Source organism: Flavobacterium sp. NRK1, assembly GCF_024054175.1.
Taxonomy (GTDB): domain Bacteria; phylum Bacteroidota; class Bacteroidia; order Flavobacteriales; family Flavobacteriaceae; genus Flavobacterium.
Window position 1 is genome coordinate 2158407 of record NZ_JAMXLA010000001.1, and the last position, 18269, is coordinate 2176675.

6 protein-coding genes are annotated in these 18269 nt (G+C 40.6%); 3 read left to right on the plus strand and 3 right to left on the minus strand.

Going from position 1 to position 18269, the window contains the following annotated elements; translation table 11 throughout:
• Positions 1-30: 30 nt before the first annotated feature.
• The 3 genes from NHE85_RS09825 to NHE85_RS09835 form a co-directional block, all read right to left on the minus strand.
• Complete coding sequence (locus tag NHE85_RS09825; RefSeq protein WP_252811848.1) at positions 31-696, minus strand: response regulator transcription factor; 666 nt, start codon at positions 694-696, stop codon at positions 31-33.
• Positions 689-2419 (minus strand): hypothetical protein, encoded by a 1731-nt coding sequence (locus NHE85_RS09830; RefSeq protein WP_252811849.1) that lies wholly within the window; start codon positions 2417-2419, stop codon positions 689-691. The genes NHE85_RS09825 and NHE85_RS09830 overlap by 8 nt, the downstream gene beginning before the upstream one ends.
• A 300-nt stretch (positions 2420-2719) precedes the next feature.
• Positions 2720-4309 carry a peptide chain release factor 3 gene (locus NHE85_RS09835; RefSeq protein WP_252811850.1) on the minus strand — a complete coding sequence of 530 codons (1590 nt, stop codon included), beginning with the start codon at positions 4307-4309 and terminating at the stop codon, positions 2720-2722.
• A 196-nt stretch (positions 4310-4505) separates the two neighbouring features.
• On the opposite strand from NHE85_RS09835, the gene NHE85_RS09840 reads away from it, so the two are divergent.
• The 3 genes from NHE85_RS09840 (at position 4506) to NHE85_RS09850 (ending at position 18233) form a co-directional block, all read left to right on the plus strand.
• Positions 4506-6185 carry a hypothetical protein gene (locus NHE85_RS09840; protein ID WP_252811851.1) on the plus strand — a complete coding sequence of 560 codons (1680 nt, stop codon included), beginning with the start codon at positions 4506-4508 and terminating at the stop codon, positions 6183-6185.
• A 225-nt stretch (positions 6186-6410) separates the two neighbouring features.
• Positions 6411-8849 (plus strand): hypothetical protein, encoded by a 2439-nt coding sequence (locus NHE85_RS09845; RefSeq protein WP_252811852.1) that lies wholly within the window; start codon positions 6411-6413, stop codon positions 8847-8849.
• Between the two features lie 69 nt (positions 8850-8918).
• Positions 8919-18233, plus strand: coding sequence for a gliding motility-associated C-terminal domain-containing protein (locus tag NHE85_RS09850; protein ID WP_252811853.1), 9315 nt, complete (start codon positions 8919-8921; stop codon positions 18231-18233).
• Positions 18234-18269: the final 36 nt, after the last annotated feature.

Genomic DNA, 18269 nt, shown 5'->3' on the forward strand with positions numbered 1-18269 from the left:
TTCTATTGTGTAGTTAAAGTTTATTCCTACTTAAATAAGCCTCATATCTTTTGCAGTAGCAACAAGATGTATGCTATTGTGCACCTTAAAAACAAATTTTAATTTATTTATCTTTTTTTCAATACTGCTTGTACTTGGGGAGGGATATTGGTGCTGTTTAAAAACATTGCTTATTTCTTCCTGGGTAAGGCCTTCTGATAATAATTTTAAAATTTCAATATCATATTTGTCCAGTTCAAAAACAGGCTGATCTTTTAAAATATTAGCAAATTGCGGCGATATATACATATCTCCATTATATACAGAGTTAATAGCCTCTAAAAGTTCTACGCTGCCTTCTCTGCCTTTTATTACAAAGGCATTTATTTGTTTATTGTTAAATAGCGAACGTATTAAGTAAGGCTTGTCTTCAATTGAATAAACAATGATTTTTAAATTTATTTGTTCCTCATGAATTTGAGCTATCAACTCTTCCCCCGATGCTATTTTGGTTTCTCTTTCATCTTCTTTAAAGGAAAGATCGGTTATTATCAGGTCAAAAGGATTATCTTCTATAATAGCCTTCTTAATTTTTAAATATCCTTCATCACAATATTTTGTACTGTAAATCTCAGCATCAAAATTTTTTTCTAATAGTGCAGTAACTCCAAGGTTAATACTATCTATGTCTTCTATAATTAAAATCTTTTTAAACATAAGGCATATAGGCTGGGTAAATTAATGTAATGTGAAATCCTTTACCGGTGTTTGTGTCAAAATTAATGCTGCCGCCTATCGACGCCATCCGGCTTTCAATATTTAGCAGGCCATTTTTAGAGAATAATTTTTCTTTTGATGCACCAACACCATTATCAGTATAACTAATTTTAAATTTCTTGTTGGCAACAGTAAAGCTTATGACAACTAATGTAGCATGGCTATGTTTCTTCATGTTAACCATTAGTTCCTGTAAAGAACGGTAAGTGGCTATTTTTCTTATGGCGTCTATAGTATTCCAGTCAATATCACTAATTCCTTTTAGTATTACGGTAGTAGTGTTGTCAGAGTAAGCATTAAGCATCATCTTTAAATGCTCAGGATATTGATAACCCGTATCAATGTTATTAGTTTCCCTTGATATATTTTTGGTCATCAGGTAAATGTCGTCAAGCCTGGAAATAAGTTTTTCTTTATTTCTGTCGGGAATCTCGGTGTTTGTAGAAAGGTAGTTAATTGTACCGTAAATTTCATTAGCTATTTCATCATGCACTTTTTTAGCAATTCGTGTTTCTGTTGTATAAGCTTCCATAAAGCGTTCCCTTTTATGTCTTGATTTTACGAGAAAATAAATAAGTAACGAAGAGAATATTGTAAAAACAAGGCTAACCAGCAGTAATTTATTATGGTCACTGCTTATCTGAAGCAGTAAGGCCCTGTCACGGGCTTCATTAAGGCGGATTATCTCTGCCTCCTTTAACTTAGTGTTTTTTGATATTTCATCAAATCTTCTTTTGAAATGCAGTCTTACTTTTGTAAGATTTGTTTCTACATATAAGTATTCATTTGAATATTTTTTTAATTCACTGCCACTGCTGTAATTCATTAAATGAGCGAGGGCTTCTAATACAAAATTTGGATTTTCAATGCTTTCAGCTATGTTATATGCCTCCAGAGCAAACTGCTTTGCTTTTGTAAAATCTTTTGGGCCGTAATATTCTGAAAGATGTAGATAGCTCGAAAAAAGCCCCTCACTATCATTATTCTTTTTTCTTAATTCCAGGGCTTCAAGCATTTTGTTTAACCCTTCATTTTCATTTTGTTTAAAATAAGCATACCCCAGCCTGTCTATAATATACGACTGTACTTTAGGATAATTAATTATAACAGATGAAAGGCTTAGGTCATTTAATATTTTAATTGCTTTTTTATAATTGCCTTTGCTTATATAACATCTTGCGATGTTGTGCATGAGGTTAATTTTTTCAATGGAATTTTTTTCCTTTGCTGCAGCTTTCCTGTAATATATTATAGCACTATCATTATTGTAAAGGTTTTTATGGCTCGAAGCTAAAAGTAAATAAGCAGCCTTAAGATGATTTTCTTCTCTTTTTAGTATAGGCAGCGCTTCACCAATAGTATTTTCTACTCCAAAATAATCACCTGCAGTAAGCTGTACTTCTGCCATTTTTATTATTTCCTGTGCTGCACCCTTTAAATCATTATTTCTTATATAGCCCGATCTTGCAATATTATAGTAATAAAAAGCACTATCCCACGCCTGATGATTTTCATATTCTACTGCCAGTAAATTAAAATATTCCGGGAGGCTTGTATTATTATGTTCTTGTTTATGAGATAAGTTATTGTTGTTACCATTACAGGAAACAATAAAATTAAGCAATACAAATGCAGCCGGTACTATTATTAATTTTTTAATCATTAATCGTGTATACGTACTTATAAAAATTTAAAAGTTTATATACAGTTATATCCGGCAGAAATAAATCTGCCGAATAAGCCGTAATAGGATTTAATAGCTTTCATTTTTTTTAAACTTTACCTGCAAATGAGTAAGATAAGCAGGTTAAAATTTAAATGTAATCGCAGCCGCATAAAGCGATGCTGCTATAGCTATTTAAATAATAGTGTAGTGCTAATTGATTGGTCTATAAAATTAATTACTTTTTAAAATTTTATAGTTAAGATTCTGTGAAAGGTAAAAAAACAAGATGAAATGCAATTAATCAAATTCAGATGTGAAAAATAATTTTACACTCGGATATTTCGACTGTGTCATCTGGATTGAGAAATCAGAATCTGCTAAGAAAACAAGCTGCCCGTATTTGTCTTTTGCCAAAAACTTTTGCTTAATCCTTTTAAATTCTGCAAATTCTTCATTTTTTGCATCATCGGGTTTAACCCAGCATGCTTTAAATGCAGGGAAATTTTCATAAGAACATTTTGCACCATACTCATGCTCCAGCCTGTACTGAATAACTTCATACTGAAGCGCACCTACAGTACCTATAACCTTACGGTTATTCATTTCCAGGGTAAACAGCTGTGCAACACCTTCGTCCATTAGCTGGTCAATTCCTTTTTCAAGCTGTTTGGCTTTTAGGGGATCGGCATTATTTATATAGCGGAAATGCTCAGGAGAGAAGCTTGGTATTCCTTTAAAGCTCATAAGTTCGCCTTCAGTAAGCGTATCTCCAATTTTAAAATTACCGGTATCATGAAGCCCAACAATATCTCCCGGATAAGAAATGTCAACAATCTCTTTTTTCTCAGCAAAAAAAGCGTTAGGGCTAGAAAATTTAAGATTTTTTCCCAAGCGTACATGCAAATAAGGCTTGTTTCTCTCAAAAACACCAGATACTATTTTAACGAATGCAATCCTGTCTCTGTGCTTAGGATCCATGTTGGCATGGATCTTAAATACAAAGCCGGCAAACTTATTTTCGTTAGGCTCAACAGTTCTTTTGTCAGAATCTTTAGGTCGCGGTGTCGGAGCTATTTCAATAAAACAATCAAGTAGTTCACGCACTCCGAAATTGTTTAATGCCGAACCAAAAAATACAGGTTGCTGTTTGCCTTCCAAATAAGCTTCTCTGTCAAAATCCGGATAAACTTCGCTAATAAGTTCAAGTTCTTCTCTAAGTTTATGGGCAGGTTTCTGTCCAATTATCTTTTCCAGTTCAGGACTGTCTATATCGCTAAAAGCAATAGTTTCTTCAATGTTTTTACGGCTGTCGCCACTAAACAGGTTAATGTTTTTCTCCCAGATATTATATATACCCTGAAAATCGTAACCCATACCTATAGGAAAGCTTAAAGGTGTAACGGTAAGTCCTAGTTTTTGCTCTACCTCGTCCATAAGGTCAAAGGCATCTTTACCTTCACGGTCAAGTTTATTTATAAATACCAGCATGGGGATATTACGCATGCGGCATACCTGCACCAATTTTTCAGTTTGCTCCTCAACACCTTTTGCAACGTCTATAACAACAATTACACTATCTACGGCTGTTAGCGTTCTAAAAGTATCCTCTGCAAAATCCTTGTGGCCGGGAGTATCCAGAATGTTTATTTTCTTGTCTTTATAATTAAAGGCAAGTACAGATGTAGCAACAGAGATTCCTCTTTGTCTCTCAATCTCCATAAAGTCACTCGTTGCACCTTTTTTTATTTTATTGCTTTTTACGGCACCGGCTTCCTGAATAGCACCACCAAATAAAAGTAATTTCTCAGTTAGTGTTGTTTTACCGGCATCCGGGTGGGAAATAATACCAAAAGTGCGTCTTCTCTCAATCTCTTTATTAAAATTCATGCTCTGTGCCTCTGTTTCTTATATTATGCAAAAGTAGGTTTTTCCTTTTTTACGGCTGCAAAGATAAGGTGTTCATTTCATAGATAAAAGTATGTTTTTAATCGATGCTTTTCTGAAAGTTCTTTAACCCTCCGTAGCATATATATAGTTTTATCCCAACGATTGCAATTTTTTGTGATATAAAAATGATTATCAATTGTTTAGAGGGGCTAAAATACAATTGGGAGAATTACTGCACACTTGTTGTGCGGTATTCTTCCTATTGTTTATTTGTAATCTTAATGCACAAACAAAAGTTTATGCTACAAGTTTGGTTAATGCTAGTACTAATACAGATAACGAAGGAAATGCAGTCGATCAAAATTTAACTACTGCGGCAGATGTAAGGGCATATTCGGGAGTTGTTGTGTTTGGAGGAGCTTATGTGGGTACTTTAGATTTTCAATTTCCATCTACACTTACTGCTAACACTACTTCCTATGTAAAAATACAAGCCGATCAGGCAAACTTATTAAGCGGGCTGTTAGGAGGTTCGCTGGCTTCATTGCTAACTACTATTTTGGGTTCGCAGGAGTTTACTGTTGAGGTTAAAAATAGTGCAGGTACAAATGTGCTTTCCGGTAACAGCCAGACTAATGGAGATTTTGGAACTTCAAAATTGGGAATAGTTGTAAACGCTGCCGGTGAATATTTTATAAAAATAACCCCTGATCAGGATTATAAAAGAATTAAAATAACAAACAGGTATGCAACATTACTTGGAACTGGTGTGACAAAAAAATTAAAAGTATATGATGCTTATTACCTAACAGGAACAGCAACGTGTGGAGAACCTACATATACTTCATATAACGCTACTAGCGTAGTTAGTCTGGCTTCAACAGGGGTAACTAACCCTCAAAATGTTTTAACAGCAAGTACTTCTGACTTCTCAAAATTTGATATTGGCCTTCTTGGGGTTGGTCCTTCTATAGAGCAGACCGTATATTTTGAAGGATTGTCTTCGGCTACAGATAGCTTTGGCGTGCGGCTAAGTTTGCCTCAGGGACTTTTGGATGTTGGTGTAGCAAGTAATATTAGTGTTATAGCCTCTAATGGGGCAACGGTAGTACAAACCAAAACGCTTGCTGAATTACTTACCCTAAACCTGCTTACAATGTCTGGCGGGCAGATAACAAATATTATTATGACTCCCGGTGCTCCTGTAGATAGAATAACTGTAAAGCTTTCTGCTGTTGCAAGTGTTGCCCAGACGCTTAATTTTTATGGAGTTACTAAAACCCTGGCTAAACCTGTAATTACCCAAAATAATCCGGTTTGCTCAGGTTCATCAGCTTCTCTTATAGCAACTACACCAATAGTAGGGGCACAGTTAAAATGGTACGATTCGGCAGCGGCTACGAACCTGTTAGCAACAACCAATTCAGGTGAAACTTTTACACCGCCGGCAATTACTGCCAATACTACCTATTATGTGCTGCAAACGCTGGGTGGCTGTTCCGGTTTTATACAGTCTGTTCCGGTAACGGTTGTGTCTAAACCTTCTGCAGGTGTTATAGAAGGGGTGCAAACTGTTTGTTACAATAAAACACCATCCTTATTAACTTCAGTTTCTGCTGATAATGGAGTAGGAATATCATACCGATGGGAGTCATCTTTAGATGAGGTTACGTGGAGTCCTATCGCTTCTTCAAATGCTGTTACATACCAACCTTCGGGTCTTACAAAAAGCACTTTTTTTAGAAGAATTACCATAAATACTGCCAATGGAATTGATTGCGAGTCGATTCCTACAAACACTATTAAAGTTTCGGCTAAAAACTGCATGGTAATAGCTAACCCAATGGTAGCGCAGCGTATTAAAAATGGGTCTTAAGCCCTAATTTACCTAAAATCAGCTTTTATAATTTAATTAAAAAAAACAATAAAAATGTTAAAATAACATTAATTATTTAATAAGATTTTAACTACGTTTTTAATCGATTAAAAATTGTATTTCATCGATACTTATGCGAAATTATCAATGATTTATGATTTTTTTAGCCTATGTATCTAATTTAATATCGTGAACCAACGAATTATTTAATTAATCTTAAAGTTTATGGTATTAAAAACTACTCCAAAAAAACAAATTCTCTTCCTGCTTTTTGCAGTTGCGTTTTTCCTAATTCCTTATACAGGATCTGCGCAAACGAGAGTTTATGCTTCATCTGCCACTTCTTTTCAGGCAGATAATGTTCCTCAGTCTTATGACCAGAACATGACAACAGCTGCACAGGTTAGGGCAAGTTCAGGTATCGCGGTTGGCATTGGCCAGTATTCCGGATACGTAGAACTGCAATTTCCTTCTTTGCTTCCGGCAAACACCACGAGCTACGTGAAAATTACAACAGATGATAACCTGCTGCCTTCATTATTAGGAGGTAACCTTGGCGGACTGCTTGCTGATGTTCTCGGCGCAGTGCTTGTGGGTAATCAGGAATTTACTGTTGAGGCTAAAAACAATAATACTGTAGTGCTGGACGGGGACAGCAATGTAACTGCAGATTTTTCGGGAGACAGGCTTAGAATTGTAATTAATGCAGCAGGCGAATATTTAGTTGCTATAACACCTGCATCTGCTTACAACCGAATAAGGTTAACAAACCGTGTAGGCTCTTTGCTAGGCTTGGGCAATACTAAAGTGCTTAATATTTTTGAAGCTTATTATATTTCGGCACCTGCAAATTGCGGTACGCCGGCATATACAAACTTTACAGGCTCAGGAATTACACTTGATGCCCTTCAGTTGGGCTCGGCAGGTGTAGAAAATCCTCAAAATGCAATTGATGCAAATACTACTAACTTTTCGGTATTAAGCCTGGGATTGTTGGGTGTTGGCTCAACAATAGAGCAGGCAGTATATTTTGAAGGACTTTCTACAGCAACAGACCAGTTTTCTGTGCGGATAAGGCTTACGGGAACATTGCTGGATCTTAATGTGGCAAACAATATCAGGATATTGTCTTATAATGGCGGAACGGAGGTTTCAAACCAAACCCTATCTACCTTGTTGTCTTTAAATCTTCTTAATCTACAGGGAGGGACTATAACAACAATTCCTGTTAGCCCGGGAGCTCCTGTAGACAGGATTGTTGTGCGTTTTACCTCTTTAGTAGGGGCATCGGTAACACAAAATCTTGATTTTTTTGGTGTTACCAGAACAGTAGCACCACCGGTTATAACCCCGCCTTCGGGTGGCAGTTATTTTGCCTGTGCAGGTAATACGGCTTCGCTTATAGCAACAACAGGAGCAGGAAATGAACTGCACTGGTACACTACCCAAACAGGAGGTACTCCTACAGTACTTGCATCGGGGACACCATTTGTAACTCCGGTACTTACTACAACAACTACTTTTTATGTGGCTGCAGCAAAAATAGGCTGTCCGGAAGAATCTTCCAGGGTAGCGGTACCTGTTACGGTTACAACTGTGGATACACCAACCACTACTAATGCAACACAGCAGTTTTGCAGCTTTAGTGCTGCAACAGTAGGAGACTTACAGGTTAATGAGCCTGGTATAACTTTTTATGATGCCGCAACCGGTGGCAACATAGTAGCTCCTGCAACACTGCTAACAGATAATACAATTTACTACGCTACGCTAACAGATGGTGTTACGGGCTGCGAAAGCACAACACGTCTTGCTATAACTGCAGATCTTACCGATACCTGTGATGTTACACTTACTTTAAAAGCAATGTTGCAGGGAGCATTATTTAATGCTACAGGAGGATTAATGCGTGATAATTTAAGAGCTGGCGGATATATTCCTTTAAACCAGCCTTACAACAGTGTGCTTAACAGCAGGTTTACACATGTAGGCGGTGGCGGAACAGAAACTACTACAAACACTGTTTTACAGGCAAACGCCGGAACAGGAGACGCTATAGTAGACTGGGTTTTTGTAGAAATGCGCGATGCTGCTAATTCACAAACCGTAATAAGAACAGTTTCGGCTCTTATACAAAGAGATGGTGATATAGTTGCTGCAAATGGCGGGCCACTTGTTGTAAGCGGACTTCCGGGAACATTCATGGTGTCAATTAAACACAGAAACCATTTCGGTGCATTATACAACCAGGTGCTTACTGCAACAAATCAGGCAGTATCGTTAGATTTTACCACATTAACAGATGCAGATTTGTATGTGTTACCGGGCTTTACCGGACAGGAAGCTATGGCAACCGTAGGCGGAATAAGGGCTTTATATTCGGGTAATGCAAACTTTGATACTCAGGTTAAATATGATGGTTTGGCAAACGACAGGCAGGTTTCTGCCTCTCAAGTGCTTTCACATCCGGGCAATGCATCGCAAATATTAAACTTTGCCAATGCTACCGGTTATTCTTCGGGAGATGTGAATATGGATGGTAAAGTGCTGTATGATGGCGCAAACAATGACAGGCAGTTAATACTCAATATTATTGTTACCTATCCGCTAAACACCAATATACTGGCCAACTATAACGGAATGTTTGAGCAGTTGCCACAATAAAATGCAGCGCTTTTTAATTGCAGCTTCATTTTATATACAATCTATTTTTAAACCATATACAATTAGCGTATGAAAAGTTTTATACTTAAAATACTAGTATTGGCAGGGCTCTTTTTGCCTGTTCAATACCTCTTTTCGCAGCAAATTGACCTTACCCTGAAATATGTTTCCGCTACCAATGTGTATGAAGTATATGCCAGACCTGACTTTACCCAAAACAATTTCTTTTTTGGGGGTGGAAGTCAGATAACGGTATTGCTTCCGGCATCGGCTACAGATGTAGGTATTTCGGTAGTCTCGGTCAATGGCGGCCCGTGGGTAGATAACTCACAGGTATATGCCCCTGCTGCAGATACTGCACACGATTTTCATGGCGTAGCAACAAATGGCGCAACCGTAAACTTTGTAACAGGTACAGAACTGTTGCTGTTTAGATTTACTCTGGTAGAAGGATGCCTTGCCGGAGTACGCATTTTTGATAATACTGCCGATCCGCAGTCGGCAGATGCCGGAATGAACGGTGCAGATTTTAGAAATTACCTTAGTAATGTATTCGATTTACAGGATTATTACGGCGCAAATTATGCAAACTCAGGTACAACCTGTGCTATTATTGATAATGATGGCGACGGTGTAGGTTCGCTTACCGATCCTGATGATAACAATCCGTGTGTGCCCAATGCGGCATTTGCTACCTGCGACCAGGATAGTGACGGACTTACCAATGCCGAAGAGGCTACTCTTGGTACCGATCCTACCATTGCCGACACCGATGGTGACGGCATAAACGATGGAACAGAGGTTACTAACGGCAGTGATCCTTTAAACGTTTGTAGCCCAAACCTTAATTCACCACTTTGTGACCAGGATGGCGACGGGCTTACCAATGCCGAGGAAACTACAGCAGGTACTAACCCTACAGTAGCCGATACCGATGGTGATGGTATAAATGATGGCGATGAGGTTACTAATGGCAGTGATCCTTTAAATCCATGCAGTCCTAACGTTTCAGCCGGTCCTTGCGATCAGGACAGCGATGGGCTTACCAATACAGAGGAGGCATTAATTGGAACTAATTCTACAATTGCCGATACCGATGGCGATGGTATAAACGATGGAACAGAGGTTACAAATGGCAGTGATCCGTTAAATGTTTGTAGCCCGAATGCTAACTCACCACTTTGTGACCAGGATGGTGACGGACTTACTAATGCCGATGAAGCGATACAAGGTACTAACCCAACAGTAGCAGATACTGATGGCGACGGTATAAATGATGGTACTGAAGTTACTAACGGTAGTGATCCGCTTAACCCATGTAGTCCTAATGTTTTAGCAGGGCCATGTGATCAGGATAGAGATGGACTAACCAATACTCAGGAAGCATCTTTAACTACAGATCCAACCAATCCTGATACTGATGGGGATGGAATAAACGATGGAGATGAGGTTACTAACGGTAGTAATCCGTTAGATCCTTGTAGTCCTGTTCCAAGCCTTGGTTGTCCAACAGATGATGACAATGATGGTACACCTGCAGCTTCAGATCCGGATGATAATAATCCTTGTGTACCTAACTCTGCGGCCGGTCCTTGTGATCAGGATAGCGACGGGTTAACTAATACTCAGGAAACAGCTATCGGAACAGATCCAACAATTGCCGACACCGATGGTGATGGAATAAATGACGGAACTGAAGTTACTAACGGTATCGATCCGCTTAGTGCATGTAGTCCGGATGTTAATTTTGGAGGCTGTGATCAGGATAATGATGGCTTAACCAATGATGATGAAACAATTCAGGGAACAGATCCAACAAATCCTGACACCGATGGTGATGGTATAAATGACGGCACAGAGGTTACTAACGGCAGCGATCCGCTTAGTGTATGTAGCCCTAACCTTAATTTTCCTACCTGCGATCAGGATAATGACGGACTTAATAATACGCAGGAAGCCGCAAGCGGAACCGACCCTATATTGGCAGATACCGATGGAGATGGCATAAACGATGGTACAGAGGTAACAAATGGCAGCGATCCGCTTAGTCCATGCAGCCCTAATGCTAACTTTGCTACCTGCGATCAGGATAATGACGGACTTACCAATGCCCAGGAAGCAATGGCAGGAACTAATCCTACTGTAGCGGATACCGATGGAGATGGCATAAACGATGGTACTGAAGTTACTAACGGCAGCGATCCGTTAAGTGCTTGTAGTCCTAACGCTAACTCTCCGGCCTGCGATCAGGATAATGATGGTCTTACCAATGCTCAGGAAGCAACAGCAGGTACTAACCCTACAGTTGCCGACACCGACGGTGATGGTATAAATGACGGAAATGAAGTTACAAATGGCAGCGATCCGCTAAGTGCATGCAGCCCTAATGTAAACTCTCCGGCATGTGATCAGGATAATGACGGACTTACCAATGCTCAGGAAGCTGTGTTAGGAACAACACCTACAATAGCCGATACCGATGGAGATGGTATAAATGATGGTGATGAGGTTACTAATGGTAGCGATCCGTTAGACTCTTGTTCGCCTAATCCGCTTTCACCAACCTGTGATCAGGATAGTGACGGACTAACCAATAGCCAGGAAGCAACACTTGGAACAAATTCTACCAACCCGGATAGTGATGGCGACGGTATAAATGATGGCACAGAGGTTACAAACGGTAGTAATCCGTTAAACGCCTGTGATCCTAATCCGGGTAATGCTAATTGTACCGTAACACCTGAAATTCAGCTTACAGTACAATTTAATCCTGCAACATGTACTTATGAAGTGTATGCATTGCCAAACTTTACTGCAACCAACTTCTTTATAGCGGGTGGTAGTCAGGTATCGGTATTATTGCCTGCTGTTATAGATGATGTGGCGCTTGCGATTACTACAGTAAACGGAGGTCTTTGGACTGATAGTTCTATAGTATATGCTCCGGGAGCGCAACCGGCAAACGATTTCCATGCTATAACAACAAACGGATCGACCGTAAACTTTGAAGCAGGGCAGGAGTTATTACTATTTACTTTTGTATTACCTAACAGCCAGTGTTGTGCCGTAGGTATCCGATTATTTAATAACGGAACCGATCCGGACTCTACGGGAGCAGGCATGGCTAATGGTGATTTTAATAACTACTTAGCAGATGTTTTTGTGCTTGATAATTATTATACTGCAAACTATAATAATGCCGGTACAATTTGCGACCCTTGTTTAATAAATCCGGTAGCAACACCAACAACGCTTAATCCTACTCAGGAATTCTGTGTTGTTGATATGCCAACCCTTGATGATATAGAGGTTGTTGAAACAGATATAGTATGGTATGCGGCAGCCACAGGCGGTACAGCTTTACCTAATACTACAGCATTGGTTAACGGAACAACCTATTATGCCGCTCAGGTAAGAACTGCAGATGGTTGTGAAAGCGTAACCAGGCTTGCAATAGCTGTTATACTTAATGATGCATTAACACCAACTACTTTAAATAACGCTCAAAGTTTCTGTCTTGCAAACAGCCCAACGGTTGCCGGTATTCAGGTAAACCAAACGGGTGTTGTTTGGTACGATGCAGCAACGGGCGGCACAGTAGTACCTAACACTACAGCTCTTACAGATGGCGCCATATATTATGGATCGTTAACAGACCCTGTTTCAGGCTGTATGAGTTCTGTAAGGCTTGCGGTAACCGTAACTGTAAGTGATGCACCAACACCTACTACACTTGACGATACTCAGGACTTCTGCCTGGAAAACAATCCAACAGTAGCAGATATACAAGTAAATGAAGGAGGAGTTGTTTGGTATGATGCAGCTACTGCGGGTAATGTTATACCTAATACAGAATCGCTTACAAGCGGAATGACATATTATGGCGGACTTATTTCAGGCGGATGTGAAAGTTCAGTAAGGCTTGCAGTAACCGTAACGGTAAATAATGCACCAACCCCAACAACTTTAAACAGCAATCAGCATTTCTGTATAATAAACGCTCCAACAATAGCCGATATTCAGGTAAATGAGGCCGATGTTACATGGTACACAGCCCCATCAGGAGGTACAGTGGTTCTGGCAGGAGCACCTTTAGCTTCGGGCACAACTTACTACGGTGCACTTACAGATGTTGTAACAGGCTGTATGAGTTCTGTAAGGCTGGCGGTAACGGTAACCGTTAGCGATGCGCCAACCCCAACAACACTTGATGCTACTCAGGATTTCTGTCTTGTAGATAATCCTATGATATCCAACATTCAGGTAAATGAAACCGGAGTTGTATGGTACACCGCTGCGACAGGGGGAACAGTTGTTCCTGCTACAACAGCTCTTGTAAACGCTACAACTTACTATGGCTCATTAACCGATCCTGTTTCCGGCTGTATGAGTTCTGTAAGACTTGCAGTAACTGTAACGGTAGGCGATGCACCTACACCTACAACAACAGATACTACTCAGGATTTTTGTTTAATAAACAATCCAACGGTAGCTAATATACAGGTAAATGAAACCGGAATTATATGGTATGATGCTGCTACGGCAGGTGCTATAGTGCCAAATACGACGGCATTGGTTAACGGAGCTACTTATTATGCTTCTCTAACCGATGGTGCTACCGGATGTGCCAGTGCAGTTCGATTAGCCGTAACGGTAACAGTAGGCAATGCACCAACGCCAACAACAACAGATACTACTCAGGATTTCTGTATGGTAAATAATCCTACAGTTGCCAACATTCAGGTAAATGAAACTGGTGTGGTTTGGTATACTGCCATGACCGGCGGAACAATAGTGCCTAACACAACAGCACTAACATCGGGCTCAACCTACTATGCTTCCTTAACCGATGGTGTTTCAGGCTGTATAAGTGCAGTAAGACTTGCTGTAACAGTAACAGTGGGCGATGCACCTACACCTACAACAACAGATGCTACTCAGGATTTCTGTGTGATAAATGCACCAACAGTTGCAGATATTCAGACAAATGAAATCGGAGTTACCTGGTATACTGCCGCTACAGGCGGAACAGTTGTTCCTGCTACAACAGCTTTAGTGTCGGGTACTACATATTATGGAGTACTTACTAATGCAACTAGTGGTTGCGAAAGTTCTGTAAGGCTTGCAGTAACCGTAACAATAACAGATGCGCCTACCCCAACTACTACAGATATGACTCAGGATTTTTGTGCTGCCGGAGCCCCCACGGTAGCCAATATTCAGGTAAATGAGCCGGGTGTAGTTTGGTACACAGCTGCTACAGGCGGAACAGTAGTTCCTGCTACAACAGCTTTAGTATCGGGCACAACATATTATGCTTCATTAACTGATGCTGTTACAGGCTGTATGAGCTCTGTAAGACTTGCGGTAACGGTAACAGTGGGCGATGCACCAACGCCAACAACGCTTGACACTACTCAGGATTTCTGTTTAATAAATACTCCAACAGTAGGAGATATTCAGGTAAATGAGGCCGGAGTTGTTTGGTACACAGCCGCCACAGGCGGAACATTAGTTGCTAACGCAACAGCACTAACATCGGGCTCAACATACTATGCTTCGTTAACCGATGGAGTTACAGGCTGTATGAGTTCAGTTCGATTAGCTGTAACAGTGACAGTGGGTAACGCACCAACGCCAACAACAACAGATGCTACTCAGGACTTCTGTTTGGTAAACAATCCAACAGTTGGAGATATTCAGGTAAATGAAACCGGAGTTGTTTGGTACAACGCTGCCACTGGCGGAACAATAGTTACAAATACTACGGCTCTTGTAAGTGGTACTACTTACTATGGTTCGTTAACTAATGCGACTAATGGGTGTATGAGCGCGATAAGACTTGCAGTTACAGTAAATGTGGGTGATGCCCCTACGCCAACAACGTTGGATGCTACTCAGGATTTCTGTATGGTAAATAATCCTACAGTTGCCAACATTCAGGTAAATGAAACTGGTGTGGTTTGGTATACTGCCATGATTGACGGAACAGTAGTTCCTGCTACAACAGCTTTAGTATCGGGCACAACCTATTATGCTTCGTTAACCGATGCCGCTACAGGCTGTATGAGTTCTGTAAGACTTGCGGTAACGGTAACAGTGGGCGATGCACCAACGCCAACAACGCTGGATGCTACCCAGGATTTCTGTTTGATAAATACTCCAACAGTAGGAGATATTCAGGTAAATGAAACCGGAGTTGTTTGGCACAATGCTGCCACCGGCGGAACAGTGGTTGCTGACACAACAGCACTAACATCGGGCACAACCTATTATGCTTCGTTAACCGATGCCGCTACAGGCTGTATGAGTTCAGTTAGATTAGCTGTAACAGTAACAGTGGGTAACGCACCAACGCCAACAACAACAGACGCTACTCAGGACTTCTGTTTGGTAAACAATCCAACAGTTGGAGATATTCAGGTAAATGAAACCGGAGTTGTTTGGTACACCGCTGCTACAGGTGGAACAGTAGTTCCTGCTACAACGGCTTTAGTATCGGGCACAACCTATTATGCCTCATTAACTGATGCCGCTACAGGCTGTATGAGTTCTGTAAGATTGGCAGTTACAGTAACTGTGGGCGATGCCCCTACGCCAACAACAACAGATACTACTCAGGATTTCTGTATGGTAAATAATCCAACAGTAGCTGATATACAAGTTAATGAAACGGGTGTAGTTTGGTACACAGCTGCTACAGGCGGATCAGTAGTTCCTGCTGCAACAGCTTTAGTATCGGGCACAACCTATTATGCTTCGTTAACCGATGACGCTACAGGCTGTATGAGTTCTGTAAGACTTGCAGTAACGGTAACAGTGGGCGATGCACCTACGCCAACAACGCTTGATGCTACCCAGGAGTTTTGTAGTGTAAACAATCCTACAATAGCGACTATACAGGTAAACGAAACAGGTGTAGTTTGGTACACTGCTGCTACAGGCGGAACAGTAGTTCCAAATACTACGGCTCTTGTGAGTGGCACAACTTACTATGGTTCGTTAACTGATGCTACAACAGGTTGTATAAGTTCTGTAAGACTTGCTGTAACGGTAACTGTTACCGATGCACCAACGCCAACAACAAACAACACTGCTCAGGATTTCTGTACAGTAGATGCTCCTACATTAGCTGATATTCAGGTAAATGAACCTGGTGTGGTTTGGTATTCGGCTGCAACAGCAGGCACTATCATACCAGATACAACGCTGCTGGCAGATGGAGTTACTTATTACGGAAGTATAACAATAGCAGGATGCAGCAGTGCAGTACGACTTGCAGTAACAGTAACGCTAAATGATGGTATTACGCCAACAACAGCAAATACTGCTCAGTCATTCTGTGGTGCGGGTATACCTACGGTGGCTAACATACAGGTAGATCAGACAGGAGTAGTATTCTATACTACGGCAACAGGCGGAACACCGCTGCCAAATACTACAGCCTTAGTAAACGGAACTACTTATTATGCATCGTACACCAATCCGGCTACAGGATGTGCCAGTTCAGTACGACTTGCAATACAGGTAACTATAGATAATGGTACAACACCGGCAACTACAAGTACATCTCAAATTTTCTGTGCGGCCGACAGCCCAACAGTTGCAGATATAGAGGTTATTGGTACAGGTATAGAATGGTATAGTGCACCAACAGGTGGTACACTTATAGCACCAGCCACTCCGCTTGTAGATGGAACTATATATTATGCAAGTGTAGTAAATGGAGCAGGTTGCCCAAGTGCAATACGACTTGCAATAACTGTAAATGTTCAGGATGGTGTAACCCCAACAACAGATGCCGCTATACAGAATTTCTGTGCGATAGACAATCCTACTGTAGCTAACCTTCAGGTAAATGAACCGGGAGTTGTATGGTACACTGCACCAACAGGAGGTACTGCGTTGGCAGCAACAGATGCTTTAATTTCAGGATCTGTTTATTACGGCTCATTAACGTCAGCCGGCGGATGCGAAAGTTCAGTACGTCTGGCAGTAACAGTTAACGTGAGCAATGGTATTACTCCAACTACAGATGATGCTACTCAGGAATTCTGTGCTGTAGATAGTCCGACAGTTGCCAGCCTTCAGGTTAATGAAACTGGTGTAACATTCTACACTGTAGCAACAGGCGGATCTGCTCTTGCAGCCAATACTCCGCTAACAGATGGTACTGTATATTATGCATCATACACCGATCCGGTAACGGGTTGCGAAAGTGCTATACGTCTTGCAATAACAGCATCAGTAAATAATGGTGTAACCCCAACGACCGCAGATGCTACACAAGAGTTTTGTGCAGGTGAAAATGCTACATTAGCAGACATTCAGGTAAATGAAACAGGTGTTATATGGTATGCCTCTGCAACAGGAGGTGTTCCGTTAAGCCCTGATACATTACTGGCAGATGGTACCACATATTATGCATCTATTACCGTTGGAAGCTGTCAAAGCCTTGTAAGGCTTGCTGTTACCATAACAGTTTATGATGGCAGTACTGCAACTATAACAGGTGGTACAGATGTATGTTTTGGTCAGGATGTTACTTACACTACCCAGGCAGGCAACTCAGGATATATATGGGATGTTGTTGGAGGTACTGTAATAGCAGGAGGAACAGCGGCAGATAATACAATCACTGTTAGATGGACAGATGTAGGAGATGATTTTATAAGTGTATCTTATACAGATGTTAACGGTTGTGCAGGAATAGCTTCTGCCGACCTTGATGTAACTGTTTCCAGCTGTGCAGATTTAACCATTTTCAAAACTGTTAACATAGTTGCTCCAAATATTAACGAAAATGTTATTTTTACCATCACAGTTACTAACGACGGAACTGCACCATTTAATGATCTTATTGTTAGTGAGGTACTTCCGGGTGGTTATGAGTTTGTAAATGTTACTGTGAGCCATGGTACTTATGATGTTGTTACAGGTGTATGGAATATACCTGCATTGCTTGGAGGTGAAGATGCCATAATGAATCTGGAAGCCAGAGTATTATTTGGAGGCGATTATGAGAATGTAGTGTATATATTAGATTCTTCTCCGCTTGACAAAAATCTCAGTAATAATGAGGCCAGGGTTACAATTGAACCTTCATGCTTGACTGTTTATAGTGAATTCTCGCCTAATGGTGACGGAATTAACGATACCTTCAGGATAGATTGTATAGAGTTTTACCCTAACAATAAACTGGAGATATTTAACAGGTACGGATCACCGGTATACAAAAAAGCAGGTTACACGAATGATTTTGATGGAACCGCAAATGTAGATGGTGTTGTGAGAAGGAACGAGCAGTTACCTGCAGGTACTTACTTCTATGTATTGGAAGTAGATGGCGAAGCAAAAACAGGATGGTTATACATTGCGAGATAAACGAAGATAATAAAGGGGTGGCGGGTTAACTGCCAC

Bases quoted from the DNA above. Each gene is read 5' to 3' on its own strand.
- NHE85_RS09825 (WP_252811848.1), bottom strand. From the start codon at position 696: ATGTTTAAAAAGATTTTAATTATAGAAGACATAGATAGTATTAACCTT.
- NHE85_RS09830 (WP_252811849.1), bottom strand. From the start codon at position 2,419: ATGATTAAAAAATTAATAATAGTACCGGCTGCATTTGTATTGCTTAAT.
- NHE85_RS09835 (WP_252811850.1), bottom strand. From the start codon at position 4,309: ATGAATTTTAATAAAGAGATTGAGAGAAGACGCACTTTTGGTATTATT.
- NHE85_RS09845 (WP_252811852.1), top strand. From the start codon at position 6,411: ATGGTATTAAAAACTACTCCAAAAAAACAAATTCTCTTCCTGCTTTTT.
- NHE85_RS09850 (WP_252811853.1), top strand. From the start codon at position 8,919: ATGAAAAGTTTTATACTTAAAATACTAGTATTGGCAGGGCTCTTTTTG.